The sequence below is a fragment of the Kitasatospora sp. CM 4170 genome (assembly GCF_032110285.1).
Classification (GTDB): domain Bacteria; phylum Actinomycetota; class Actinomycetes; order Streptomycetales; family Streptomycetaceae; genus Kitasatospora; species Kitasatospora aburaviensis.
The window spans coordinates 5,118,961-5,142,617 of the sequence record NZ_CP134877.1; the positions used below are offsets into that span (position 1 = coordinate 5,118,961).

Genomic DNA, 23,657 nt, shown 5'->3' on the forward strand with positions numbered 1-23,657 from the left:
CTCCTGGAGGCCCCGCATGGCGCTCGGCAACCTCACCGACGCGTTCACCAGCCTGATGTTCGGCAAGGTGGAGACCACCCGGCTGCCGGTGCGCACCTCCACCGGTCAGGCGCAGGCGGTCTACCTGCCCACCGCCGCCCCGGGGCTGGGCGACTCGGGCGTGATCATCGGGCGTGAGGTGTACAGCGGCAAGGGGTACGTGTACGACCCGTTCCAGCTGTACGGCCAGCAGCTCCCGGCCCCGCACTGGCTGGTGCTCGGCGAGTCCGGCAACGGCAAGTCGGCGCTGGAGAAGACCTACGTGCTGCGCCAACTGCGCTTCCGCGACCGGCAGGTGGTGGTGCTGGACGCCCAGGGCGAGGACGGCGTCGGCGAGTGGAACCTGATCGCCGATGCACTGGGCATAAAGTCGATCCGGCTCGACCCGATGGCGGCCAGGGACGGCGGGGTGAAGCTCAACCCGCTGGACCCGGCGATCACCCAGACCGGCCAGCTCTCGCTGCTGCGCACCATCATCGAGGTGGCGATGGGGCGCGGCCTGGAGGAGCGGGCCGGCTTCGCGCTGAAGGCCGCGCACGCCCACGTGGTGGCGACGGTGACCGACCGCCAGCCGGTGCTGGACGACATCATCGACACGCTGCGCAACCCCGAGCTGTCCTCGGTGGAGTCGCTCGGCGTCGCGGTCGACGAGGTGCAGTCCTGGGGCCTGGACGTGGCGCTGGTGCTGGACCGGCTGGTCGACGGCGACCTGCGCGGCATGTTCGACGGGCCGACCACGGACGGCATCGACCTGGACGCGCCGCTGATCGTCTTCGACCTCTCGCACATCGACCGCAACTCCATCGCGATGCCGATCCTGATGGCGATCGTCGGCGTCTGGCTGGAGCACACCTGGATCAGGCCGGACCGGAAGAAGCGGATCTTCCTGGTCGAGGAGGCCTGGCACATCATCAACAGCCCTTTCGTGGCCCAGCTCTTCCAGCGGCTGCTGAAGTTCGGCCGCCGGCTCGGGCTCTCCTTCGTCGCCGTGGTGCACCACCTGTCGGACGTGGTGGACGGCGCGGCGGCCAAGGAGGCGTCGGCGATCCTCAAGATGGCCTCCACCCGGACCATCTACATGCAGAAGGCCGAGGAGGCGAGATCCACCGGCCGGGTGCTGGGTCTGCCGCGCTGGGCGGTGGAGATCATTCCCACACTTTCGCCGGGCATCGCGGTCTGGGACGTGAACGGCAACGTCCAGGTGGTGAAGCACATCATCACCGAGACCGAGCGGCCATTGGTCTATACCGACCGTGCCATGACGGAGGACGCGGTGGCCGAGCGGGCCCGCGCAGAGCGGCAGTTGGCGGCCGAACCGGGCGTCTGACCCCGTCGCGCGCCGCTCGTCGGGCGGATCCGGCCGGGGCCTCCGGGGGTCGGCGGGGGCCGGTCCCGGGGTGGTCCGGGTGGTGCCGGGCGAAGACGATTCGTCAGTAGGTAACCCGGTCGTTACGTTCGGGGTCCTGACAGCTACGCGCGTTGACTCTAGGCTGCACTCGCGCAATTCATGGCCGACGCCCGGACCTTCCCACAACTGGGCGCTCTTCGAGGTGCAGGGGACCTTCATGCTCACCGCCAGATCCCGACGTGCGGCGCTCGCCGTCGTCGCCTCCGCCGGTCTGCTCGGCGCGGTGGTCGTACCGACCGCCGCCCAGGCCGCGGACGCCAAGCGAAACAAGACCGTCAACCTCCAGCTGCTGGCGATCAACGACTTCCACGGCAACCTGGAGCCCCCGGCCGGCTCGTCCGGCACCATCAAGGAGATCGACCCGACGACCGGTCAGGTCGTCTCCACCCCGGCCGGCGGCATCGAGTACCTGGCCACCGCGCTGCGCCAGGCCCGGATCCCGGCCGACGACTCGATCACCGTCGCGGCCGGTGACATCGTCGGCGCCTCCCCGCTGACCTCGGCGCTCTTCCACGACGAGCCCACCATCGAGGCGATGGACAAGCTCGGCCTGGACGTCACCGCGGTCGGCAACCACGAGTTCGACGAGGGCGCCAAGGAGCTGATCCGGCTCCAGGAGGGTGGCTGCCACCCGGTCGACGGCTGCTACGAGGACGGGCGCAAGTTCAAGGGCGCCAACTTCAACTACCTGGCCGCCAACGTCACCAACGAGAAGACCGGCAAGCCGATCCTGGCCCCGTACTGGGTGACCAAGTCGCAGGGCGTGAAGGTCGGCTTCATCGGCGCCACCCTGGAGGGCACGCCGAACATCGTGACCGCCGAGGGCGTCAAGGGCCTGAAGTTCGGCAACGAGGTCGCCACGATCAACAAGTACGCCGCGGAGCTGAAGAAGCAGGGCGTCAACTCGATCGTCGCGCTCGTCCACGAGGGCGGTTACCCGGCCGGCAGCACGTACAACTACGACTGCGGAACCGCCGGCCAGGGCATCTCCGGCCCGATCGTCGACATCGCCAAGAACCTGGACCCGGCGATCGGCGCCATCGTCACCGGCCACACCCACAACGCGTACGCCTGCACCATCCCGGACCCGCAGGGCGTGCCGCGCTCGGTGACCAGCGCCGCCTCCTTCGGCCGGCTCTTCACCGAGATCAACCTGAAGCTCGACAAGACCACCGGCAGCATCGTCCGCCCGTCGGTCAAGGCCGAGAACCACGTCGTGCGCCGGACGGTCGAGAAGGCCCCGGACATGACGGAGCTGATCGCGCACTACTCCAAGCTGGCCGCCCCGATCGCCAACCGTCCGGTGGGCTACGTCGGTTCGGACATCAACGGCCGCGGCAGCAGCGACCTGGAGAAGCCGCTCGGTGACGTGATCGCCGATGCGCAGCTGGAGGGCCTGGCCCCCGCCGACAAGGGCGGCGCCCAGGTCGCGTTCATGAACCCCGGCGGCATCCGCTCCGACCTGGTGTACAAGGCCGGCGGCGCCGAGGGCGACGGCGTGGTGACCTACGGCGAGGCGTTCACCGTCCAGCCGTTCACCAACATGATGCAGGTCAAGACGCTGACCGGCGCCCAGCTGGTCCAGCTGCTCCAGCAGCAGGTGAGCGGCCCGAACGACGCGGCGCCGAAGATCCTGCAGGGCTCCAAGAACCTGGCCTACACGCTGGACATGCGCAAGACCGGCGCGGCCCGCGTGCTGGTGGACTCGATCCGCCTGAACGGCGCTCCGATCGACCCGGCCGGCAAGTACCGGGTCGCGGCCAACGAGTTCCTGGCCGGCGGCGGCGACGGCTTCCCGGCCTTCGCGGCCGGCACCGACAAGCTGGTCGGCGCCTCGGACCTGGACGTCTTCACGGCCTACCTCGGTGCCCACAGCTCGGCGGCCGCGCCGCTGCAGGCCCCGGCGCAGGACCGGATCAAGGTCATCGGCCCGGGCAGCGACATCGACTGACCGTGTGCCGGACATGAGGCGGGCGGGGCGCTGTCGGGGCGCCCCGCCCGTCCGTCTTTCCGCCCCGCCCCGCCCCCGCTCCCGCTCAGGCGGGGGCCGGCCCGCCGGGCAGCCGGACGGTGGCGAGCGCACCCGGGCCGCCGTCCGCGGCCGGGCCCAGCGAGACCTCGCCGCCGGCCTCCCGGACGCTCTGCGCGACGATCGACAGGCCGAGGCCGGAGCCCGGGAGCTGACGCGACGACGGGGAGCGCCAGAACCGGTCGAAGACGTACTGCAGCTCGTCCGGCGGGATGCCGGGGCCGCGGTCGCGCACCGTCAGCACCCCCTGGTCGAGGCGGACGTCGATGGTGCCGCCCGGCGGGCTGTACTTCACCGCGTTGTCCAGCAGGTTGATCACCGCCCGCTCCAGGGCGGCGGCGTCGCCGTGCACGTACCAGGGCTCGACGGCGGTCTCGAAGACCAGCCCCGGACCGCGCAGCTTCGCCCGGGCGACGGCGCGGTCGGCGATCTCGTGCAGGGCGACGACGGCCAGGGTGCGGGCCGGCCGGGGGGAGTCCGGCCGGGAGAGCTGCAGCAGGTCGCCGATCAGGCCGGTGAGCTCCTGCATCTGCGCCTTCATGTTGCCGAGCAGCTTGGTCCGGGTGGCCGGGGGCAGCGGGCGGCCGGTGTCGTCGCTGCGGATCAGCAGGTCGACGTTGGTGCGCAGGGAGGTGAGCGGGGTGCGCAGCTCGTGCCCGGCGTCGGCGATCAGCCGGGTCTGCCGGTCGCGGGAGTTGGCCAGTGCGGTGGACATGGAGTTGAACGAGGTGGCGAGCCGGGCGATCTCGTCGCTGCCCTGCACCGGGATGGTGGTGCCGACCTCCTCGGTGCGGGCGATGTGCTCGACCACGTCGGTGAGCTGGTCGACGGGCTTGAGCGCCGAGCGGGCCACGAACCGGCCCGCCATCCCCGCGAGGACGACGCCGCCGAGCGCCACACCGCCGAGGATGAGGGCGAGGTTCTGGAGGGCGCTCTCCACCGGCTCGGTGGGAGTGGCCACCATCACGAGGACGGGCGGCCCGGTGGGCGAGTTGGCGTGCGTCCAGAAGACCCGGACCATGGCGGACGCGCCGTTGGTGTACTGGCCGCTGCGGAACACCGAGTGGTTCGGCGGGAGCTGGAAGACCTTGGCGTCATCCGCCTCGATCACGACGGCCCGGGTGGTGCCGGGCGGCAGGCAGACCCCGGGCGGGTCGGTCACCACGAACTGGGTGTCCCGGACCGCGGAGCCGGACTGCTCCGGCCCCAGGGTGTCGCGCTGGGCCTGCTTCAGGGCGTCCTCCAGTGTGGTCGGACAGACCGGGGGGAGCCGTACCCGTTGCAACTGGGTGTTGGCCAGGTCGTTCCGCACCTGGCCGTAGAGCTGCTTCTCCACGATGAACCAGCACGCCAGCGCCGACAGGGCGATCGCCACCGCGACCGCCGCCGCCGTGAGGAAGGTGAGCCGGCTGCGCAGGGAGCGGGCGCGGTACCAGGAGAGGAGGCGCCGGCGGCGGGGCACGGTGGGCGGGACCAGCGGGGGCGGGGGGACGGTGTCGCTCACGCCGGGGTGCCGGGAGCCGGGCGGAGGGCGTAGCCGACGCCGCGTACGGTCTGGATGAGCCGGGGCATGCCGCCCTGCTCGGTCTTGCGGCGCAGGTACATCACGTACACGTCCAGGGAGTTGGAGGAGGGCTCGAAGTCGAAGCCCCAGACCGCCTTGAGGATCTGTTCGCGGGTGAGGACCTGGCGCGGGTGGGAGAGGAACATCTCCAGCAGCATGAACTCGGTGCGGGTCAGCTCGACCGGCCGCCCGGCGCGGGTGACCTCGCGGGTGGCGGTGTTCATCCGCAGGTCGGCGAAGGCCAGCACCTCGGTGTCGTCCTCGGCGGCCGCGGCGCGGGCGGCGGCCTCGGTGGCGAGCGCGTTGCGCCGCAGCAGGGCGCGGACCCGGGCGAGCAGTTCGTCCAGCTCGAAGGGCTTGGCGAGGTAGTCGTCCGCGCCGACGTCCAGGCCGGTGACCCGGTCGCCGACGGCGTCGCGTGCGGTGAGCATCAGCACCGGGACGGTGTCGCCGCGCGAGCGCATCCGGCGGACGGTGGTGAGGCCGTCCATCCGGGGCATCATGATGTCCAGCAGGACGAGGTCGGGCTTGTCGCGTTCGACGGCCTCCAGGGCCTCGTAGCCGTCGGTGGCGGTCGCGACCTCGTAGCCCTCGAAGGCGAGGCTGCTCTCCAGGGCGTCCCGGAGGGCGGGTTCGTCGTCGACCACGAGGAGCCGGGCAGTGGCCTGCCCGGGCTCGAAGGGGGTGCGGTCGTCGGCGGACGGGGTCATGGGCGGATGCCCTTTCTCGTCGTCGGTGGGCCTGCTGGGGGGTGTGCCGGGCCGTTGGAGGCGCCCGGCGCGGGGACCTGCTCGGAGTAATTGTCCGTCTAGACGTTCTGGCCGGACTGCAGCTGCGGCAGCACCTGCTTGATGTCGTTGATCGGGATGGCGAAGCCGAGACCGACGCTGCCGGCGCTGCTGCCGCCGGCCGTGGCGCCCACGCCGCTCGGCGAGTACATGGCCGAGTTGATGCCGATGACCTGCCCGTTCGCGTTGATCAGCGGGCCGCCGGAGTTGCCGGGGTTGAGTGCGGCGTCGGTCTGGAAAGCCTTGTACGTGGTGGTCTCGCCGCCGCTCTGCGGGGTGCTGCCGCGCAGGCCGGGCAGGTTGGGGAAGCCGAAGCCGCCGTTGCCGCTGGTGGTGCCCTCGTCGACCTGGACGGTGACGTCGCGGTTCTCGGCGCTGATGATGCCCGAGGTGACGGTGCCGGTCAGGCCCTCCGGGTTGCCGATGGCGACGACCGGGTCGCCGACCGAGACGGCGCCGGAGTCGCCGAGGGTGGCGGGGGTGAGGTTCTTTGCGCCGCTCGCGGTGATCACGGCGACGTCGAGGCCCTTGTCGGTGCCGGTGACGGTGGCCCGGGCGGTGGAGCCGTCCTTGAAGGTGACGGTCATCGGGCCGCCCTCGGCCGCGCCGGCGACGACGTGGTAGTTGGTGAGGATCCGGCCGTCCTTGTCGAGCACGACCCCGGTGCCGGTGGCCGTGCCGTTCGCGGTCTGCACGGTGATCTGGACGACGCTGGGCGAGACGGCGGAGGCGATGGCCGCGACGTCGGCGCTGCCGTCCGAGCGGGCCGCGACCGGGCTGGCGACGGTGCCGGTGCGGCTGCCGGAGGCGTGCTGGTCGGCGGCGACCACCCCGCCGGTGACCCCGCCGAGGACGGCGGCGACCGCGGCGACGGCGGTGACCAGCGCGACCCGGCCGCGCAGGAAGCCCCGCCGCGCCGGGCCGCCGTGGCCGCCGTGGCCGCCGGCGCCGCCGGGGGCGGCCGGGCCGCCGGCCTCGGGCGGTGTCGGCGGCGCGGGCGGCATGGCGGGCGGCGGGGGCGGCGGACCGACCGGCGCGCTGCCGGGGGCCGGGTACCCGCCGGTGGTGCTGCCGAGGACCGTTCCGGGGACGACCCGGCCCGCGGCGCCGTGCGGGTCCGGCTCCGGACGGGCGGCGTCCTGGGCCTGCCCGAACTGCTCGGCGTGACCGGCCTGCCCGTACCCGGCCTGCCCGTGGCCGCCGTACCCGTGGCCGCCCGCGTACCCATGGCCGTACCCGTACGGGTGGCCGACGTCGTACTGCTCGCCGTGCGTGCTGCGGTGCTGCTCGTGATCGCTCATGACGACCAACGTCCGCCCGCCGGATGAGAATCCGGTGAGAGTCCGCTCAGAAGGCCCAGAGAAGCCCGTTGACTTCTCATAAAGCCTGGTCAGACCGGGGTCGGCACCCGGTCCGGGTGGCAGCCGCAGGAACGCCGCACGACCAGGCGCGACGGGAACTTCCGGACCCGTTCGGTGTCCGAGCCGGGCACCATCAGCGAGTCGTCCAGCACCAGGTCCACCGCGGCCCGGGCCATCGCGTCGCGGTCGGAGGCGACGGTGGTCAGCGGCGGGTCGGCGAGGGCGGCCTCGGGCACGTCGTCGAAGCCGGCCACCGCGAGGTCCTCCGGCACCCGCAGGCCGACCTCGCGGGCCGCCCGCAGGACGCCGATCGCCTGGTCGTCGGTGGAGCAGAAGATCGCCGACGGGCGGTCCGCCGAGCGCAGCACGCCGAGCGCGACCTCGTAGGCGCCGTAGCGGTGGAAGGGCGCGTCGATCAGGTGCGGCTCGGTGGGCAGGCCGTGCGCGTCCATGGCGCGCTGCCAGCCCTCGACGTGGTCGATGACCGGGTCGCCGGGGGCGGGGGAGTCGACCGGGCCGCCGAAGCAGGCCACGTACGGGTGCCCGTGCTCCTCCAGCAGGTGGCGGACGACGGCCTCGGCGCCGCCCACGTCGTCGGTGACCACCGCGACGTCGTCGATCGCCTCGGGCCGGCGGTGCAGCAGCACCACCTTGGCCCCCTCCATCGCGGCGAACTCCTCGGCGGCCCGCTGGGAGGGGCCCTGGCTGACCAGGATCAGGCCGGAGACCCGCATGCCGAGGAAGGCGCGGACGTAGTGCACCTCGCGGTCGTCCACGTAGTCGGAGTTGCCGATCAGCACGAGCTTGCCGCGCTCGGAGGCGGCCCGTTCGACGGCGTGCGCCATCTCGGCGAAGAACGGCTGGCGGGCGTCGGGGACGACCATGCCGATGAGGTTGGTGCGGCGGGAGGCCATCGCCTGGGCGACGCTGTTCGGCCGGTAGCCGAGCTGCTCGATCGCCGCGAGCACCTTCTCCTTGGTGGCGGGCGCGACCGGGCGCGGCCCGTTGTTGATGACGTAGCTGACGACCGCGGTCGAGGTACCAGCCAGTCGGGCTACATCGTCGCGCGTCACTTTGGCCACGGGGGGAGTCTACGCGTGTGGCGTCCGCCGGGGCAGTGGGAGCTCGGCCGGCCGCCGGAATCGCCCTGGACAGCCCGGGGCGAATCCGGACAGGCCGGGCGGGTGGGCCCGCCCGGCCTGCGGTCAGGCCTCGTCAGGCCTCGTCAGGCCTCCACCGGGGCCGACGCGCGCTGGGCGGGCTCCGCGCGCTCGCCCTTCTCGGCCTTGTCCGGGACGACGAAGCGGTAGCCGACGTTGCGCACCGTGCCGATCAGCCCCTCGTGCTCGACGCCGAGCTTGGCGCGCAGCCGCCGGACGTGGACGTCGACGGTCCGGGTGCCGCCGAAGTAGTCGTAGCCCCAGACCTCCTGCAGCAGCTGCGCCCGGGTGAAGACCCGGCCGGGGTGCTGGGCGAGGTACTTGAGCAGCTCGAACTCCTTGAAGGTGAGGTCGAGCACGCGGCCCTTGAGCTTGGCGGAGTAGGTGGCCTCGTCGACCGAGAGGTCGCCGTTGCGGATCTCCATCGGGCTGTCGTCGACGGCCTCCTGCAGCCGCCGTCCCAGGGCGAGCCGGAGCCGGGCCTCGACCTCGGCGGGGCCTGCGGTGTCCAGCAGGACGTCGTCGACGCCCCACTCGGCGGTGACCGCCGCCAGGCCGCCCTCGGTGACCACCAGGATCAGCGGGCAGCCGATCCCGGTCGAGCGCAGCAGCTGGCAGAGGCTGCGGATCTGCGGCAGGTCCCGCCGGCCGTCGACCAGGATGACGTCGGCGCTGGGGGTGTCGACCAGGGCCGATCCCTCGGCCGGGGCCACCCGGACGTTGTGCAGCAGCAGGCCCAGGGCCGGCAGGACCTCCGCGGAGGGCTGCAGTGCGTTGGTGAGGAGGAGCAGAGAACTCATACCCGGTAGTCCCCTTTCCGGGTCGTCGCGGTCGCGTTGCGGCTGCCGCCACAGCCGGATGGCGCTCGTGCTGAGGTGAGGGGGAGAGAGGGCGCCTGGTCTCCTCCGGAGGATTCGCCGGCGTGCACGGCGGGACGGCCCGCGCGCCGGGGGTCCCGCAACCCCTGGGGCACCGCTCCTGCCCTGCTCATCCCGCGAACCTTCCGGTCTGTTCCGGTACCGGGCGGCGGCCCGGCGCCGGGTGTCCGAACACCCCTGCCGGGCCCGGGCACGTCGTTGTGCCGCGAATGGCGGGGCGGTTCCTGCGGTGCGCCGGGGGTGGGCCGACGAATCGCAAGAACGTCCGTACTGGCGTCCTGAAAGCACAAAAGGACCCGGGGGCGACTCTGCCCGGATCCCTCAGGGCACGAGAATAGCCGACCGGCTCCCGCACCGGGAGGTCCCGAAAGCGGCGCATCGGGCGAACCAGGCGCATCCGGGGTGAGCCTGACCACAGCCCCGGCGGTCCGCGGGCGGCCTCCGGACCGGGGCGATTGCCGGTCGCGGTGACGGACACGCCATCATGGGACGCACATCGGCGGCACCGCGTGCGTACCCCTTTCGGGTGGTGTTCGGCCGCTCCGATGGCGGCCCGACCGGGCACCGGTCGCGGGCGAGGACGACGAGAAGGGGTTGCCATGGGCGCGACCACGGAGCCGGCGGAAGCCGCCCGGGTGAGCGGGACGATCCGCTACTGGGCGGCGGCGAAGTCGGAGGCCGGGCTGGCCGAGGAGCCGTACGAGGCGGCGACCCTGGCGGAGGCGCTGGCCGGGGCCAAGGAACGGCACGCGGACCGGCCGAAGCTCGTCCGGCTGCTCGGACACTGCTCGTACCTGGTGGACGGCTCGCCGGTCGGCGGCCGCGACCACGCGACCGTGGCCCTCACCGAGGGCGGGACGGTCGAGGTCCTCCCGCCGTTCGCGGGAGGGTGAGCGGCGTGACCGATCCGAACCAGGTGCACGGCGCCCAGGGCGGCTGGCCGCAGCCGCAGTACCCGCAGACCCCGCCGCCGCAGGTGGCCCATTACCCGCAGACCCCGCAGCCGCAGGCCGAGTACCCGCAGACCCCGCAGCCGCAGTCGTACGACGCCCGGCACCCGTACCAGGCGCAGCAGGCGTACGACCCCCAGCAGGCGTACGCGCCGGAGCCGGAAGCACTGCAGGGGCACGCGGCGCACCCGTACGCCCCCGGGCCGGGCCACGCGCCGGCCCCGTACGGCCAGCAGCCGCTTCCGCCGGTCGACGACGCCGCGGCGACCACGCTGCTGCCGCCGGTCCCGGCGATGGACGACGCCGGGGCCACCACGCTGCTGCCGCCGGTCGTGGTGTCGGGCCCGGCGCCCGGCGGCGCCCCGGCGCCCGCCCCCGGCCAGGCCCCGGCCCAGGCCTTCGACCCGCCGACCATGACGCTCAAGCGCCCGGTGCCCGCGGGCGGCCACGCGCCGCAGGCCCCGGCCGCGCCGTACCCGGCCGTGCCGCCGCCCGGCGCCGTCCCGGCGCAGCCCGGCCCGGTCGCCTCGCCCGCACCGGCGGCCCGGACCGGCTCGCCGATCATCGACCCGGGGCTGCAGCCGGCCCTGATCACCGCCGGCGCCGCCGCCCTGCTCGCCGGCGGTGCCGCGCTCGGGCAGGTCGGGCTCGCACTGGCCCTGGCGCCGCTCCAGGCACTGACGGCGGCCGGCTGGTTCCGGCTGAACGGAATGTGGCCGGCCCGCCAGGGCATCGCGCTCGCCGCGCTGGCCGGTCTGACCGCCGACGCGGCGGTGCTGCTGGCCGACGCGAACGGCGGCGCGGCGGCCGTGGTCGGCACCCTCGGCGGGTTCTTCCTGCTGGTGATGGTGCTGCAGACGTTCCGGCCGGCGGACCCGAAGGAGCGGTTCTACGCGCTGACCGTGCTCGGTTCGGCCACCGTGGTGACGGTGCTCTGCACCGCGCTGCTGCTGGCCGACTGGGTGCCGGCGGCGGTCGGCGCGGTCGCGCTGGCCACCGTGCTGGCCGCGGCGCCGCTGCCCGGCCCGAAGCAGTTGGGGCCGGTGCTCGGCCTGGTCGCGGCGGTGGTGCTCGGTCTGGCCGTGGGCGCGCCGCCGGCGCTGGGCGCCCTCGCGGGCCTCGGTGCGCTGGTCGGCCGCCGGGTGGCCGGGTACGACTTCCCGTCCCGCTTCGTGCACATGACGGCGGGCGTGGCGCTGCCGCTGGCGGTGGCCGCGCCGCTGGTCTGGATCGCGACCCGCCTGCTGGCCGGCTGACCCCGGCGCCACACCGGGCACGGGCACGGGCACCGGCCCGGCCCGGTGCCCGCCCGCGGCGCCGCACCCGTACGACGTCCCGCCCCGGAACCATGCTCCGGGGCGGGACGTCGTACGGTCGTGCGGAAGCGGCCGTACCGGATGGCCGCGACCGGGCGGGGGCGACGACCGGCACGACAGCACGGCAGGACGACACCTTCAGGACGACGACGGGCGACGACGGGGGAGAGCGATGCGCGGTTGGCTGAAAGCGACGATCGTGGTGGGGGTGCTCTGCGGTCTGCTGGCGGGCGCCGATCGGATCGCCGTCGGCGTGGCCGAGGACGAGGCCGCCGACCAGCTGCTGAAGAGCGGCCGGATGAGCAAGCGCCCCGACGTGTCGATCGAGGGCTTCCCGTTCCTCACCCAGGCCCTGTCGATGAAGCTGGACGACGTCCGGATCTCGGCGGACGGGCTCACCGTGGGCGACGGCAGCCGCCAGGTGGCCCTGCACTCCTTCAAGGCCGAGCTGTCCGGGGTCGAGGTGAGCGGCAGCATGACGAGCGCCACCGTGGACCACGGCAGCGGCACCGGCCTGATCACGTACGCGGACCTGTCCCAGCTGCTGCCGCCGGCGTCCCAGCTGGTGCCGAGCGCGGGCAAGCTCCCGATCGGGGGCAGCACCCGGTTGAGCCTCTCCTACGGCGGCCCAGGCAAGATCAAGGCCTCGCTCGGCCCGCTCCCGGTGGGCGAGGGCGTGCTGCACAGCCAGGGCAACACCGTCACGGCGGACGGTTTCAAGCTCAGCGGGATGGCCGGGATGCTGGCGGGCCTGTCCAACCAGCAGATCGAGCCGATCAGCTTCACGCTCTCCGCGCTGCCGGCCGGGCTCAACCTGGCCGGGGTGTCGCCGCAGGAGGACGGTCTCCGGCTGAGCTTCGACGGCAAGGGCGTCAAGCTCATCGGCTGACCGCGGGCCGATGACGCCGTCCCCGGGCCCCCGGGCCCCCGGGCCCCCGGGCCGGCGTGGCCCAGCCCACCCGACCGTTCCGCTCCGCGAGACGCGCTGTCCAGCGCCGGCCGCGGAGCGGTGTCGTTCCCACCTCCGTACGGCCCTCGGGGCGGCCCCCGGCCGGTGCCCGCCGCCCGCAGAATGGCCAAATCCCAACATGCGAATGTTCTGGTCTCGCTATTCGATACGCTGATGACAGCGGGCGTCCGGTGTCCCTAGCATCGTCGGCATGAAGCGACAGACGGACCTCACGAAGCGGCGGGCGGTAGACCTGTGCCGCGTGGCCGCCTGTCTGTGTCGAATGCGCTAACTCGGCGTAATGGCAGGGCAGTTGCCGCCCGCCGCCGAATTCCCCGGTGACCAGGGCCGGCGTCCCGGCCGCCCGTCCCGGCTGTACCCCGCAGAGCACCGCCCGGCCGTACCGCGCACCCTCCGTCGTCCCAGTATTCGGACAGGGATTCGGACCGGCCGCCACCGGGCGACCCGCACGACCTCCTCGGCCCCCGGCCGGGGGACCCCCGTAGCAGCACCACCTTCCGCCAACCGCCCCCGGATGGAGACACCACCATGAGCCGCAGCGACGTCCTGGTCGACGCCGACTGGGTCCAGGCCCACCTGGACGACCCGAAGGTCGTCATCGTCGAGGTCGACGAGGACACCTCCGCCTACGACAAGAACCACATCCGCAACGCCGTCCGGATCGACTGGAAGAAGGACCTCCAGGACCCGGTGCGCCGCGACTTCATCGACCAGGCCGGCTTCGAGGCGCTGCTCAGTGCCAAGGGCATCGCCAACGACGACACCGTCGTGCTCTACGGCGGCAACAACAACTGGTTCGCCTCGTACGCCTACTGGTACTTCAAGCTGTACGGCCACGGCGACGTCCGCCTGCTGGACGGCGGCCGCAAGAAGTGGGAGCTCGACTCCCGCGACCTGGTCTCCGAGGTGCCGCAGCGCGCCGCGACCGAGTACAAGGCGCAGGCCGCCGACTCCTCGATCCGCGCCTTCCGCGACGACGTGGTCGCCGCCATCGGCACCCTGAACCTGGTCGACGTCCGCTCGCCCGACGAGTTCTCCGGCAAGCTGCTCGCCCCGGCCCACCTGCCGCAGGAGCAGTCGCAGCGCCCCGGCCACGTGCCGAGCGCCCGGAACATCCCGTGGGCCAAGAACGCCAACGACGACGGCACCTTCAAGAGCGACGCGGAGCTCACGGCGCTGTACGAGGCCGAGGGCATCGACCTGGCGAAGGACACCATCGCCTACTGCCGCATCGGCGAGCGCTCCGCGCTCACCTGGTTCGTGCTGCACGAGCTGCTCGGCCAGCAGAACGTGAAGAACTACGACGGCTCGTGGACCGAGTACGGCAGCCTCGTCGGCGTGCCGATCGAGCTCGGCAACTGAGCCGCCGGCTCCACGCGTAAGTCAGAAGGGAAGACAAGACATGTGCGGTGCGAAGGCCGGTGGCCCGGACCTGGCAGGAGTTGACGTGGCGAACGAGACGATCATCCAGGGTTCCGTGACCCGAGACGGCGAGCCGGTCAACGGCTACGTCCGGCTGCTCGACGAGGGCGGCGAGTTCACGGCCGAGGTGCCCACCTCGGCGACCGGCCAGTTCCGGTTCTTCGCCCGCCCGGGCAAGTGGACCCTGCGCGCGCTGGTGCCGGGCCAGACCGTGGACCGCCAGGTGGTCGCCTCCCAGGGCAACCTGACCGAGGTCGCGATCGCGGTCTGACGACCGCCGGTCCGCCCACGGACACGCACTGAGGGCCCCTGCCGAGCAGGGGCCCTCAGGCATACCGTGGAGGGGTGCAGGCACGCCGGCGACACCGCTACTACTTCGCCATGATGGGCGTCTGCCTCGGGCTGTTCGTCCTGGCCTGGGGCGTGGTGCGGTTCTGGTCCGTACCGGCCGCGATCGGCATGTGCCTGGTCGCGATGGTCATCCCGCCCGCCGCCGCGGTCTTCGCCAACCGGCGGGACCCGGAGGACGACTGGTGGAACGACCCGCGCTGGGACGATCCGAAGTGGGACGATCCCGGCCACGACCGGAACCGGCCCGACCACGAACCGCGCGACCGGTGACGCCCGGCCGGGCGGACCCGCACCGGTGCAGCACCGGCGGCACTGCGCAGCACCGGCGGCACTGCGCAGCACCGGCCGTACCAGCAGTAGCGGCAGTACTAGTAGACGAGCGCCTGCACGCCGTCGGCCATGATCTCGCTGACGAAGACCTGCGCGCCCGCGATCCGGACGCCCTCGACGGTGTCCTTCTCCTCGATCCCGCGCCGGGCGGCGCACTGGGTGCAGAGCGTGATGCCGCCGCCCCCCGCCAGGATCGACTCGATCAGGTCCGGCAGCGGCGCCGCGTGCGGCAGCTCGAACTCCGCCGCGCGGCCCGGGAGGGCGAACCAGGAGGACTCCCCGGTCAGCCAGAGCGAGACCTCGACCCCACTGGCCGCGGCGACCGCCGCCACCGTGAAGGCCTGGGAGCAGCGCTCCGGCGCGTCGGCCCCGGCCGTGACCTTGACTACAAGCTTCTTCGACGACATGACGTCACCCTAGGGCCTCTCGTTCGGATCTTGCCGGGCGCGCGACGTGGTGGGGCTCACCGCGACCCGCCGACACCCGGCGGATAGAGTGAGCGCCAGCAAAATCCACCACACTGTCGCCGCCTGGGAGCACCCCGTGTCCGGTCTGGAAATGTTCTTCGACGGTCTGCTGGCCCTCATGGCCGTGCTGATCACCTGGTTCGCCATCTTCTCCGTGATGAAGCTGTACCAGGGCCAGCGCTGACCCGCTGCCGTACGGTTGAAGCAGTCCCACACCGACGACAGCGACCAGGAACATGATCGAGATCCCCTCTGACCTCCACAAGGACGTCGTCCCGCTCGCCTTCCTCCTCGGCACCTGGGAGGGCGCGGGCGTCTACGCCCCGCTGCCCGGTGAAGAGGGCCTGGGTGCGGAGAAGTGCAACTTCGGCCAGGAGGTCGTCTTCCGGCACGACGGTCGCCCCTTCCTCGAGTTCCGCTCCCGCACCTGGGTGCTGAACGAGGAGGGCGAGAAGGTCCGCCCGCTGGAGAACGAGCACGCCTTCTGGCGCATCACCAGCAACGCCCACGGCACCAGCGGCGCCCGGGGGATCGAGATCTCCTCCGTCCGCGACGACGGCACCGTCGAGGTCTGGTACGGCGAGCTGGCCGACGGCAAGCCGCAGGTCGAGGTCGCCACCGACGCCGTGGCCCGGATCGAGGGCTCGGCGCCGTACTCCGGCGGCAAGCGCCTGTACGGCTTCGTCAACGAGGAGCTGCTCTGGGTCGGCGAGAAGTCGGCGCCCGAGGTGGAGCTGCGCCCGTACATGTCCGCGCAGCTGAAGAAGGTGCTCAGCCCGGCGCAGCTGATCAAGGACATCAACGACCTGCCGGACGACGGCATCGCGTTCTTCCGCTGAGCCGGCTCCGCCCGGAGCCCGCGAAGCGCGCAGGAGGTAGGGACCGGCCGCCGGCCGGTCCCTACACTTGCCTCAGGACCCCCGACCTTGGCAGGGACAGCACCGTGGCGGACACCGGCACCACCGACTGGCAGCTCTCCGGCGACTGGAAGGCGGATCTGCGCGAGCGCGGCTACCGCCTCACGCCCCAGCGCCAGCTCGTCCTGGAGGCGGTCGACGTGCTCGACCACGCGACCCCGGACGACATCCTCGGCCACGTCCGCAAGACCGCCAGCGGCATCAACATCTCCACCGTCTACCGGACGCTGGAGCTGCTGGAGGAGCTCGGCCTGGTCTCGCACGCCCACCTCGGCCACGGCGCCCCGACGTACCACCTGGCCGGCCGCCACCACCACCTGCACCTGGTCTGCCGGGACTGCGAGAAGGTCACCGAGACCGGTACCGAGATCGCCCGGCCGCTGATCGACAGTCTGCGCGAGCAGCACGGCTTCGACACCGACCTGAAGCATTTCGCCATCTTCGGCCGCTGTGCCGACTGCACCGCCAAGCGCGCGGAGGGCGGGTCGTAAGCTGGCCGGTATGAAGAGCCCGCTGCTTGCGCTGCCCGGTGCCGTCCCCGCCGAGGGAACCGACGAGGGCGTGGCCGCCCACTACGGCGACATCTTCCGCGAGCAGCGCAACCTCGCGCAGGGCGCGGGCTTCGTGGACCTCTCGCACCGCGGCGTCGTCACCGTCACCGGCGAGGACCGGCTGAGCTGGCTGCACCTGCTGGTCACCCAGCACGTCAGCGCGCTGCCCCCGCAGCAGGCCACCGAGGCGCTGGTGCTCTCCCCGAACGGGCACGTCGAGCACGCGCTGTACCTCGTCGACGACGGCACCACCACCTGGGCGCACGTCGAGCCGGGCACCGAGCAGGCCCTGGTCGGCTACCTGGAGAGCATGAAGTTCTTCTACCGGGTCGAGGTCGCGGACGCGACCGCCGACTACGCGGTGGTGCACCTGCCGGCCGGCTCCACCGCCCCGGCGGACGGCGCGGCGGCGGTGCGCGAGCTGCCGTACGGGCGGGACTTCTTCCTGCCGCGCGCCGAGCTGGAGGAGCTGACCGCGGGCTACGGCCCGGCGGCCGGGGTCTGGGCGTACGAGGCGCTGCGGATCGAGGGCCACCGGCCGCGGCTGGGCTTCGAGACCGACCACCGGACGATTCCGCACGAGGTGGACTGGCTGACGACCGCCGTTCACCTGCAGAAGGGCTGCTACCGGGGCCAGGAGACGGTCGCCCGGGTGCACAACCTGGGCCGCCCGCCGCGCCGGCTGGTCTTCCTGCACCTGGACGGCACCGAGGAGGTGCTGCCCCCGCACGGGACGGAGGTGCGGCTCGCCTCGGACCCGGAGGGCCGGTCGCTGGGCTTCGTGACGTCCTCGGCGCGCCACCACGAGCTGGGGCCGATCGCGCTGGCGATCGTCAAGCGGAACGTGCCGGTGGACGCGGTGCTGCTGGCTGGCACCGTGCCGGGGACGCAGGACGTGATCGTCCCGCAGTAGCCGGCCCGGCCCCCGGCCGACCGTCCGCGGCCGACCGTGGACGGTCGACCGGGCACCCCGGAGCCCCGGCCGACGGGGCCTCAGACCTCGACGAGCACGGTGAACGGGCCGTCGTTCACCAGGGCCACCTGCATGTCCGCGCCGAACCGGCCGGTCTCCACCTTGGCGCCGAGCGCGCGCAGCTGGGCGACGACCTCGTCGACCAGCGGTTCGGCGACCGGGCCGGGGGCGGCGGCGTTCCAGGTGGGGCGGCGGCCCTTGCGGGCGTCGCCGTAGAGCGTGAACTGGCTGATCACCAGCAACGGCGCGGCCAGGTCGGAGCAGGACTGCTCGACGCCGTTCTCGTCGGCCTCCAGCAGCCGCAGGGTCCAGAGCTTGCGGGCCAGCTGGGCCGCCTTGGCGGGCGTGTCCTCGTGCGTGACGCCGACCAGGACGCAGAGCCCGGGCCCCTCGATCGCACCGACGGTCTCGCCGGCCACCGTCACCCGGGCCTCGGTCACTCGCTGCACCACTGCTCGCATGCGGCCATTGTGCCGGAGCCGGCATCCCCGCCACGCAGCCCCCCGGCCCGCCCGCCACGCAGCCCCCCGGCCCGCCCGCCATGCGGCCCCCGGCCCGCTGCCGCGCGGCCGCCGGCGGTTGTGTGGCAGCCGCGTGCGGCCGTCCGCCGCGCTTCCCGCCCGGCACCGTGAGTGCTCCCCAGGGGGCGCGCAACGGTGAGGCGTGCGCCGGACGGTGTGCGCCCGCGCTCGGCCTGGCGCCGGTCCCGCTGCGGAATGCCCCGGTCATATCAGCCACCCTCGTTCGCCAGGGGGCCGTTCGGGTGCACGGGCGGTGCACGGGCGCCCGGCGGGGTGGCACCCTGGGGCCGTACCAGGGGTCCGGGGCGTCAAGGTCCGCCGCGCCGGGCCCGGTTCGGCCGGGCGGCCGAGTCGGTGGATCGGGTGTTCGGGCGGTGTCGCCCCGGCGGGTGGCACCGGCCGGGGGCGGGAACCATCGGGGGCGCCCGGGCGTGCCATCGGACGACCCGTCCATCGACGGGCGGCCGCGACGGGCGCGCGACGGCCGCCCGGGAACGGGCCGGACCGGCGGCAGGCGACGAGGTGCCGCGAGCGGGCGGGATCGGACGACGGCAGGTGGTTGGTTGATGGACGCGAGCAGCGCGGCACAGGACCGGGACGGGCGGGCCCCCGAGGGCGCGGAGCCGGCGGCGGGCCCCTGCGCCCCGGTCCGGCCGGGAGGCGTCCCCGGCCCGCCCGTCGGCCGGACACCAGGCCGGACACCGACGGACCCCGTGGCGGACGGCCCGGCGGCGGAGCGTGCGGGGGAGCCCGATCTGGGGGGGCTCGGCCTGGACCAGCTGCGGACCCTGCGCCGGGAGACCCTGGAGCAGGAGGCCGACCTCTCCTACCTGCGGCGCCTGCTGCACGGGCGGATGGACATCCTCCGGGCCGAGCTGGACCGCCGTCCCGGCGCCTCGGTCCTGGTGCCGGCGGGGGCCGAGGGCGCCGCCGGGGCGCTGCTGGACCGGCTGCCGGCCATCCTCACCGACGCCCCCTCCACCGTTCGGCGCTCCGCCCGGCACGTCACCCTGGGGCCGCCGCGCGGCCTCCAGTCGCAGGTGGAGGCGGACGCGCTGATGGGCGACGTCCAGCTGGCCGACCTGGCCGCGCACCCGGCGGAGGAGCTGCTCGCGGCGCTGGACCGGCTCCGGGCGCACGAGCGCGAGGTGTCCGGCCGGCGGCAGCTGCTGCTGCGCACGGCGGACGGCTGCAGTGCGGAAATCACCCGCAGGTACCGTGATGGGGAAGCACGGGTCGACGACCTGCTCGCAGGCGGCCCGCTCTGACCGGGTGAGGCACCCTGGGGGCGGGGGCGGGCTCGGCTCGCCCCCGGTCCACCCTCACCCCGGAAGGCCTCCGCCATGACCGACCCCGCCGCCCTGCCCGTCCTCGCCGAGGTCATACGGTCGGGCTTCACCGAGGGCCGGCACCACGGTTCGCTGGTGCTGCTCGCCGCCGACGGCTCGGTGGAGTTCGCGCTCGGTTCGCCGGACGCGCCGGTCTTCCCGCGCTCGTGCGCGAAGCCGTTCCAGGCGGTGGCCACCCTGCGGGCGGGGCTGCAGATCGAGGGCGAGCTGCTGGCACTGGCGGCCTCCAGCCACTCTGCGGAAACGTTCCACCAGGACGGCGTCCGGCGGATCCTGGCCGCCGCCGGGCTGGACGAGTCCGCCCTGCGGACCCCGGCCGACCTTCCGCTGGACGAGGCCGAGGCCGAGCGGCACCTGCGCTCCGGCGGCGAGCGCGCCCCGATCCTGATGGACTGCTCCGGCAAGCACGCCGGCTGGCTGGCCGCCTGCGTCGCCAACGGCTGGCCCACCGACAGCTACCTGGACCCGGCCCACCCGGTCCAGCAGCTGGCCGGCGAGGCCCTGCAGGAGGCCACCGGCGAGCCGGTCGCGCACGCCGGCGTGGACGGCTGCGGCGCGCCGCTGCTGGCCGTCACGCTGACCGGCCTGGCCCGCGGCTACCGCGCGCTGCTGCTGGCCGAGGAGGGCACCCCGCAGCGCCGGGTCGCGGACGCGATGCGGGCGCACCCCGAGTACGTGGCCGGCACCCGCCGGGCCGACACCTGGCTGATGCGCGCGGTGCCGGGCGCGCTCTCCAAGATGGGCGCCGAGGCGGTGCAGGTGGTGGCGCTGCCGGACGGCCGGGCGCTCGCCTTCAAGATCGACGACGGCGCCGAGCGGGCCCGCGGACCGGTCCTGGCGGCCGCGCTGCGCCGGCTGGGCGTGACGGCCGCGGACGGCACGCTGGAGCGGATCGCCGCCGCGCCGCTGCTCGGCGGCGGGGTGCCGGTGGGCGGGGTCCGCGCCGCCTTCTGAGCCGCCCTGGCCGGCTGCCCCCGGCGTGCGGACCGCCCGGACGCGGTGCACGGTGGACCGGGGGCCGTCGCACAGCTGAGGGAGTGGTCATGAGCGAGCACGTGTACCGGGTGACCGAGATCGTCGGGTCCTCGACCGAGTCGATCGACGCGGCCGTCCGCAACGGGGTCGAACGGGCGTCCCGGACGCTGCGCAACCTCGACTGGTTCGAGGTGACGCAGGTCCGGGGCCACCTCGCGGACGGCCGGATCCAGCACTTCCAGGTCGGCCTGAAGATCGGTTTCCGGCTGGACGACGAGGCCTGACCCGCCGCCACCCACACCGCCGCGGCGGCGGGCGCCGGCGCTACCCGCGTTCCGGCAGCACCAGCGGGACGCCGGTGTGCGGGTGCGGCAGCACCTCCACCGGGTGGCCGTACACCTCGCTCAACAGCGGCGCCCGCAACACCTCGGCCACCGGCCCGTCCGCCACGGTCGCGCCGGCCGCCAGCAGCACCACCCGGTCCGCGTAGGCCGCCGCCAGCGAGAGGTCGTGCAGCACCACCACCACGGCGTCGCCGGCGGCGGCGCGTGCCCGGGCGACCCGCAGCACCAGCTCCTGGTGGCGCAGGTCGAGGGCGGCGGTGGGCTCGTCCAGGAGCAGCAGCGGGGCCCGCTGGGCCAGTACCCGGGCGAGTGCGACCCGGGCCCGTTCGCCGCCGGACAGCGCGGTGAACGGGCGGCCGGCGAAGACGGTGGACTCGGTGGCGGCCATCGCCTCGGCGATCACCGCCCCGTCCTCGGCGGCGGCCGGGGTACCGGCCCAGGGGGCGCGGCCCATCCGGACCACCTCGCCGGCCGGGAACGGGAAGGACAGCTCCGCGGACTGCGGCAGCAGCGCCCGGTGCAGGGCGAGCTCGGCGGCCCCGTAGCCGGCCAGCGGGCGGCCGTGCAGCCGGACCTCGCCGGCGGTCGGCGGGACGTCACCGGCCAGGACGGAGAGCAGGGTGGACTTCCCGGCGCCGTTCGGCCCGAGCAGCGCCAGCACCTCGCCGGCCCGGACCCGGACCGAGGCGCCGGCCAGCGGCTCGCGACCGCCGACGGCCAGCCGGACCGCCTCGGCGGTGAGCAGTTCCGCCCCCGGCAGGGGCCGTTCGGGCACCTCGCGGCGGGTGCGCAGCCTCATGCCCAGCCTCACGCCCAGCCTCCCTGCTTGGTCCTGGTACGGCGCAGCAGCCAGAAGAAGAACGGGCTGCCGATCAGTGCCGTGAGCACCCCGAGCGGGAGTTCGGCGGGCTGGGCGAGGGTCCGGGCGGCGAGGTCGCCGGCGACCAGGACGAGTGCCCCGCCGAGGGCCGAGGCGGGCAGCAGGAAGCGGTGGCCGGGGCCGGCGGCCATCCGCAGCAGGTGCGGGACGACCAGCCCGACGAAGCCGATGATGCCGCTGACCGCGACGGCGGCGGCGGTGAGCAGCGCGACGACGGTGATCAGCACCAGCCGCATCCGCTCGACGTCCACGCCGAGGTGGCGGGCCGGGCGCTCGCCGAGGGCCAGCAGGTCCAGCCGGCGCGCGTGGAGCGGGGCCGCCAGGAGCCCGGCGGCGGCGAACGGCAGGACGGCGAGCACCTTGCCCCAGGTCGCCTGGGCGAGCGAGCCGAGCTGCCAGAAGGTGACCTGGCTGATCGCGGCGGAGTCGGCGGTGAACAGGAAGATGCCGATCAGCGCGCCGCAGAAGGCGTTGACGGCGACGCCGGTGAGGATCAGCGTCACCACCTCGGTGCGGCCGCCGGCGCGGGACATCGCGTAGACCGCGAAGACCGTCAGCAGGCCGGTGGCGAAGGCGGAGACGGTCACCGTCCAGCTGCCGAGGGCGTCCAGGCCGAGCACGATGCAGCCGACCGCGCCGACCGCGCCGCCGGAGGAGACGCCGATCACGGCGGGTTCGGCCAGCGGGTTGCCGAACACGCCCTGCATCAGCGCGCCCGCGCAGCCGAGCGAGCCGCCGACCAGCAGGGCCAGCACCACCCGGGGCAGCCGGACGTTCCAGAGCACGGACTCGGGGACGCGGTCCAGGGCGTGTCCGCCGAGGCCGAGCCGGTGGGCGCCGGAGGCGAGGACGTCACCGAGCGGGATGCGGTAGGCGCCCAGGCCGGCCGCGAGCAGGACGCAGAGCAGCAGGGCGGCCGCCAGCCCGGCGGTGAGCAGCGCGGTGCGGCTGCGGACGGCGGGCAGCGGGAGGCCCTTCCCCCGGACGGCGGTGCTCACCGGGCGGCCGCCGGGTGGAGCTGCTCGGCGATCTCGCGCAGGACCTGCGGGGTGCGCGGGCCGTAGCTGAGCAGTTGGCCGTCCTCCACGGAGACGATCCGCCGGTCGAGGCCGGCCGGGGTCTGTGCGACGCCGGGCAGTCGGAGGAGGCCGTCGACACCGCCGACCGACTCCAGGCCCTTGCTCATCACCAGGATCGCGTCGGGGGCGGCCTTGACCAGGGCCTCGCTGGTGAGCGGGGTGAAGTCGCCGGTGAGCCCGGCGGCGGTGCCGGCGTCCTCCCCGCCGACCGCCTCGATCAGCGAGCCGGCGCCGGACTCCGGGCCGCCGAGCAGGTAGACCGAGGCGCTGCCGCGCAGGTAGAGGAAGGCGACCTTGGGCCGGTGCCCGGGAGCGGTGGTGGCGGCCTTCGCCTCGGCGATCCGCTGCTCGGTGCGCTCCTTCAACCGCCTTCCGGCGTCCGGGACTCCGAGCGCCGCGGCGACGGTGTCGATCCGGGGGCCGACGTCGGCGATCCGCTTGGCGTCGTCCAGGACGAGCAGCGGGACGCCGGCCGCGCGGATCTGGGCGACGGCCTCGGCCGGGCCGGTGGAGCGGTCGGCGAGGACGACGGTGGGGCGCAGCGAGAGCACGCCCTCGGCGGAGACGTCGTGGGCCTGGGTGATCACGGGCAGGGCGGCGGCCTGCTGGAAGGTGGTGGAGACGTCCCGGGCGACCACCCTGGGGCCGAGGCCGAGGCTGAACACGATCTCGGCGAGGCTGCCGTTGAGCGGGACGATCCGCTCGGCGCTGGCCACGGTGACCTGGCGGCCGTCGGCGGAGGCGGTGGTGGCGGGCAGCTGCGGGGCGGGTTCGCCGGGCAGCGGTTCGACGGTGTCGGGGGCCTTCGCGGTGCCGGCGCCCGGGGCCGCGCCGGCGGGGCCGGAGGCCGGTCCGCAGGCGGTCGGCATGAGCAGCAGGCCGAGGGCGAGCAGGAGGAGCGCAGGCCCGCGGGCCACCCGGCTTCGGATCATTCGGCTGCTCAACACTCTTCCCTTCGGAGGGAGTTGGCGCCGCTCGGCGGGCCGGTGGCGCGGGCGGGCGGCGGGACTCTTGACTCGTATATTAGGTTAGCCT

Annotated in this window: 25 protein-coding genes; 15 read left to right on the plus strand and 10 right to left on the minus strand. The window is 74.1% G+C overall.

Translation table 11 applies throughout. The features are described 5' to 3' along the window. Positions 1-16 precede the first annotated feature (16 nt). Both RMN57_RS21875 and RMN57_RS21880 read left to right on the plus strand, forming a co-directional pair. The gene (locus tag RMN57_RS21875) at positions 17-1,366 is read left to right on the plus strand and encodes an ATP-binding protein (RefSeq protein ID WP_313765038.1); all 1,350 of its coding nucleotides are present in this window, start codon (positions 17-19) and stop codon (positions 1,364-1,366) included. 238 nt (positions 1,367-1,604) lie between these two features. Continuing rightward, positions 1,605-3,398 carry a bifunctional metallophosphatase/5'-nucleotidase gene (locus RMN57_RS21880; protein ID WP_313765039.1) on the plus strand — a complete coding sequence of 598 codons (1,794 nt, stop codon included), beginning with the start codon at positions 1,605-1,607 and terminating at the stop codon, positions 3,396-3,398. Between the two features lie 85 nt (positions 3,399-3,483). On the opposite strand, the gene RMN57_RS21885 is transcribed toward RMN57_RS21880, so the two are convergent. The 5 genes from RMN57_RS21885 to RMN57_RS21905 all read right to left on the minus strand — a co-directional run bounded on the left by RMN57_RS21885 (position 3,484) and on the right by RMN57_RS21905 (position 9,149). Continuing rightward, positions 3,484-4,980, minus strand: coding sequence for a HAMP domain-containing sensor histidine kinase (locus tag RMN57_RS21885; protein ID WP_313765040.1), 1,497 nt, complete (start codon positions 4,978-4,980; stop codon positions 3,484-3,486). Then, a complete protein-coding gene (locus RMN57_RS21890) occupies positions 4,977-5,750 on the minus strand; it encodes a response regulator transcription factor (RefSeq protein ID WP_313765041.1) in 774 nt (257 codons plus the stop codon). Before RMN57_RS21890 ends, RMN57_RS21885 begins: the two co-directional genes overlap by 4 nt. 98 nt (positions 5,751-5,848) lie before the next feature. Continuing rightward, positions 5,849-7,129 (minus strand): trypsin-like peptidase domain-containing protein, encoded by a 1,281-nt coding sequence (locus RMN57_RS21895; protein WP_313765042.1) that lies wholly within the window; start codon positions 7,127-7,129, stop codon positions 5,849-5,851. An 89-nt stretch (positions 7,130-7,218) separates the two neighbouring features. Then, positions 7,219-8,271 carry a LacI family DNA-binding transcriptional regulator gene (locus tag RMN57_RS21900; RefSeq protein ID WP_313765043.1) on the minus strand — a complete coding sequence of 351 codons (1,053 nt, stop codon included), beginning with the start codon at positions 8,269-8,271 and terminating at the stop codon, positions 7,219-7,221. 143 nt (positions 8,272-8,414) lie between these two features. Continuing rightward, on the minus strand, positions 8,415-9,149 hold the full coding sequence (locus tag RMN57_RS21905; protein ID WP_313765044.1) for a response regulator transcription factor: 735 nt from the start codon (positions 9,147-9,149) through the stop codon (positions 8,415-8,417). Between the two features lie 677 nt (positions 9,150-9,826). Between RMN57_RS21905 and RMN57_RS21910 the strand changes: the two genes are divergently transcribed. From RMN57_RS21910 to RMN57_RS21935, 7 genes are all read left to right on the plus strand, one after another. After that, positions 9,827-10,120, plus strand: coding sequence for a MoaD/ThiS family protein (locus RMN57_RS21910; RefSeq protein ID WP_238861137.1), 294 nt, complete (start codon positions 9,827-9,829; stop codon positions 10,118-10,120). Positions 10,121-10,125: 5 nt separating this feature from the next. Next, on the plus strand, positions 10,126-11,433 hold the full coding sequence (locus RMN57_RS21915) for a hypothetical protein (protein ID WP_313765045.1): 1,308 nt from the start codon (positions 10,126-10,128) through the stop codon (positions 11,431-11,433). A gap of 232 nt (positions 11,434-11,665) precedes the next feature. After that, positions 11,666-12,382 carry a DUF2993 domain-containing protein gene (locus RMN57_RS21920; protein ID WP_313765046.1) on the plus strand — a complete coding sequence of 239 codons (717 nt, stop codon included), beginning with the start codon at positions 11,666-11,668 and terminating at the stop codon, positions 12,380-12,382. A 271-nt stretch (positions 12,383-12,653) separates the two neighbouring features. Beyond that, positions 12,654-12,734 carry an Ms5788A family Cys-rich leader peptide gene (locus tag RMN57_RS37090; RefSeq protein ID WP_350517234.1) on the plus strand — a complete coding sequence of 27 codons (81 nt, stop codon included), beginning with the start codon at positions 12,654-12,656 and terminating at the stop codon, positions 12,732-12,734. A gap of 257 nt (positions 12,735-12,991) precedes the next feature. Then, on the plus strand, positions 12,992-13,825 hold the full coding sequence (locus RMN57_RS21925) for a sulfurtransferase (protein WP_313765047.1): 834 nt from the start codon (positions 12,992-12,994) through the stop codon (positions 13,823-13,825). Between the two features lie 40 nt (positions 13,826-13,865). After that, complete coding sequence (locus RMN57_RS21930; RefSeq protein ID WP_093861460.1) at positions 13,866-14,156, plus strand: DUF1416 domain-containing protein; 291 nt, start codon at positions 13,866-13,868, stop codon at positions 14,154-14,156. A 74-nt stretch (positions 14,157-14,230) separates the two neighbouring features. Continuing rightward, complete coding sequence (locus tag RMN57_RS21935; protein WP_238861145.1) at positions 14,231-14,506, plus strand: DUF3099 domain-containing protein; 276 nt, start codon at positions 14,231-14,233, stop codon at positions 14,504-14,506. A gap of 98 nt (positions 14,507-14,604) precedes the next feature. Here RMN57_RS21935 and RMN57_RS21940 read toward each other — a convergent pair whose 3' ends face one another. After that, positions 14,605-14,973 carry a DsrE family protein gene (locus RMN57_RS21940; protein ID WP_313765048.1) on the minus strand — a complete coding sequence of 123 codons (369 nt, stop codon included), beginning with the start codon at positions 14,971-14,973 and terminating at the stop codon, positions 14,605-14,607. Between the two features lie 296 nt (positions 14,974-15,269). Between RMN57_RS21940 and RMN57_RS21945 the strand changes: the two genes are divergently transcribed. The 3 genes from RMN57_RS21945 (at position 15,270) to RMN57_RS21955 (ending at position 17,414) form a co-directional block, all read left to right on the plus strand. Beyond that, positions 15,270-15,872: an FABP family protein gene (locus tag RMN57_RS21945; RefSeq protein ID WP_313765049.1), complete on the plus strand. Its 603-nt coding sequence runs from the start codon at positions 15,270-15,272 to the stop codon at positions 15,870-15,872. A 104-nt stretch (positions 15,873-15,976) separates the two neighbouring features. Continuing rightward, positions 15,977-16,441, plus strand: a complete 465-nt coding sequence (locus RMN57_RS21950) for a Fur family transcriptional regulator (RefSeq protein WP_238861151.1) — start codon at positions 15,977-15,979, stop codon at positions 16,439-16,441. A gap of 10 nt (positions 16,442-16,451) precedes the next feature. After that, on the plus strand, positions 16,452-17,414 hold the full coding sequence (locus RMN57_RS21955; protein WP_313765050.1) for a glycine cleavage T C-terminal barrel domain-containing protein: 963 nt from the start codon (positions 16,452-16,454) through the stop codon (positions 17,412-17,414). Between the two features lie 80 nt (positions 17,415-17,494). Here RMN57_RS21955 and dtd read toward each other — a convergent pair whose 3' ends face one another. Beyond that, a complete protein-coding gene (dtd, locus tag RMN57_RS21960; protein WP_313765051.1) occupies positions 17,495-17,935 on the minus strand; it encodes a D-aminoacyl-tRNA deacylase in 441 nt (146 codons plus the stop codon). A gap of 626 nt (positions 17,936-18,561) precedes the next feature. On the opposite strand from dtd, the gene RMN57_RS21965 reads away from it, so the two are divergent. From RMN57_RS21965 to RMN57_RS21975, 3 genes are all read left to right on the plus strand, one after another. Continuing rightward, positions 18,562-19,263, plus strand: a complete 702-nt coding sequence (locus RMN57_RS21965; protein ID WP_313765052.1) for an AmfC protein — start codon at positions 18,562-18,564, stop codon at positions 19,261-19,263. A 75-nt stretch (positions 19,264-19,338) separates the two neighbouring features. Then, a complete protein-coding gene (locus RMN57_RS21970) occupies positions 19,339-20,298 on the plus strand; it encodes an asparaginase (protein ID WP_313765053.1) in 960 nt (319 codons plus the stop codon). An 89-nt stretch (positions 20,299-20,387) separates the two neighbouring features. Further along, the gene (locus tag RMN57_RS21975; protein WP_238861161.1) at positions 20,388-20,603 is read left to right on the plus strand and encodes a dodecin; all 216 of its coding nucleotides are present in this window, start codon (positions 20,388-20,390) and stop codon (positions 20,601-20,603) included. A 40-nt stretch (positions 20,604-20,643) separates the two neighbouring features. Here the strand turns inward: RMN57_RS21975 and RMN57_RS21980 are convergent, their stop codons facing one another. From RMN57_RS21980 to RMN57_RS21990, 3 genes are read right to left on the minus strand one after another with little or no spacing between them, the layout of a single operon-like run. Beyond that, entirely contained in the window at positions 20,644-21,462 is an 819-nt protein-coding gene (locus RMN57_RS21980; RefSeq protein ID WP_313767909.1) for a heme ABC transporter ATP-binding protein, read from the minus strand. Between the two features lie 8 nt (positions 21,463-21,470). After that, positions 21,471-22,541, minus strand: a complete 1,071-nt coding sequence (locus tag RMN57_RS21985) for an iron ABC transporter permease (protein WP_313765054.1) — start codon at positions 22,539-22,541, stop codon at positions 21,471-21,473. Then, positions 22,538-23,554 carry an ABC transporter substrate-binding protein gene (locus RMN57_RS21990; RefSeq protein ID WP_313765055.1) on the minus strand — a complete coding sequence of 339 codons (1,017 nt, stop codon included), beginning with the start codon at positions 23,552-23,554 and terminating at the stop codon, positions 22,538-22,540. Before RMN57_RS21990 ends, RMN57_RS21985 begins: the two co-directional genes overlap by 4 nt. Positions 23,555-23,657: the final 103 nt, after the last annotated feature.

Coding starts and splice junctions, on each gene's coding strand:
- RMN57_RS21930 (WP_093861460.1), top strand. CDS start 13,866: ATGTGCGGTGCGAAGGCCGGTGGCCCGGACCTGGCAGGAGTTGACGTG.
- RMN57_RS21880 (WP_313765039.1), top strand. CDS start 1,605: ATGCTCACCGCCAGATCCCGACGTGCGGCGCTCGCCGTCGTCGCCTCC.
- RMN57_RS21980 (WP_313767909.1), bottom strand. CDS start 21,462: ATGAGGCTGCGCACCCGCCGCGAGGTGCCCGAACGGCCCCTGCCGGGG.
- RMN57_RS21910 (WP_238861137.1), top strand. CDS start 9,827: ATGGGCGCGACCACGGAGCCGGCGGAAGCCGCCCGGGTGAGCGGGACG.
- RMN57_RS21940 (WP_313765048.1), bottom strand. CDS start 14,973: ATGTCGTCGAAGAAGCTTGTAGTCAAGGTCACGGCCGGGGCCGACGCG.
- RMN57_RS21890 (WP_313765041.1), bottom strand. CDS start 5,750: ATGACCCCGTCCGCCGACGACCGCACCCCCTTCGAGCCCGGGCAGGCC.
- RMN57_RS21895 (WP_313765042.1), bottom strand. CDS start 7,129: ATGAGCGATCACGAGCAGCACCGCAGCACGCACGGCGAGCAGTACGAC.
- dtd (WP_313765051.1), bottom strand. CDS start 17,935: ATGCGAGCAGTGGTGCAGCGAGTGACCGAGGCCCGGGTGACGGTGGCC.
- RMN57_RS21965 (WP_313765052.1), top strand. CDS start 18,562: ATGGACGCGAGCAGCGCGGCACAGGACCGGGACGGGCGGGCCCCCGAG.
- RMN57_RS37090 (WP_350517234.1), top strand. CDS start 12,654: ATGAAGCGACAGACGGACCTCACGAAGCGGCGGGCGGTAGACCTGTGC.
- RMN57_RS21975 (WP_238861161.1), top strand. CDS start 20,388: ATGAGCGAGCACGTGTACCGGGTGACCGAGATCGTCGGGTCCTCGACC.
- RMN57_RS21955 (WP_313765050.1), top strand. CDS start 16,452: ATGAAGAGCCCGCTGCTTGCGCTGCCCGGTGCCGTCCCCGCCGAGGGA.
- RMN57_RS21925 (WP_313765047.1), top strand. CDS start 12,992: ATGAGCCGCAGCGACGTCCTGGTCGACGCCGACTGGGTCCAGGCCCAC.
- RMN57_RS21905 (WP_313765044.1), bottom strand. CDS start 9,149: ATGAGTTCTCTGCTCCTCCTCACCAACGCACTGCAGCCCTCCGCGGAG.
- RMN57_RS21990 (WP_313765055.1), bottom strand. CDS start 23,554: ATGATCCGAAGCCGGGTGGCCCGCGGGCCTGCGCTCCTCCTGCTCGCC.
- RMN57_RS21970 (WP_313765053.1), top strand. CDS start 19,339: ATGACCGACCCCGCCGCCCTGCCCGTCCTCGCCGAGGTCATACGGTCG.
- RMN57_RS21920 (WP_313765046.1), top strand. CDS start 11,666: ATGCGCGGTTGGCTGAAAGCGACGATCGTGGTGGGGGTGCTCTGCGGT.
- RMN57_RS21945 (WP_313765049.1), top strand. CDS start 15,270: ATGATCGAGATCCCCTCTGACCTCCACAAGGACGTCGTCCCGCTCGCC.
- RMN57_RS21875 (WP_313765038.1), top strand. CDS start 17: ATGGCGCTCGGCAACCTCACCGACGCGTTCACCAGCCTGATGTTCGGC.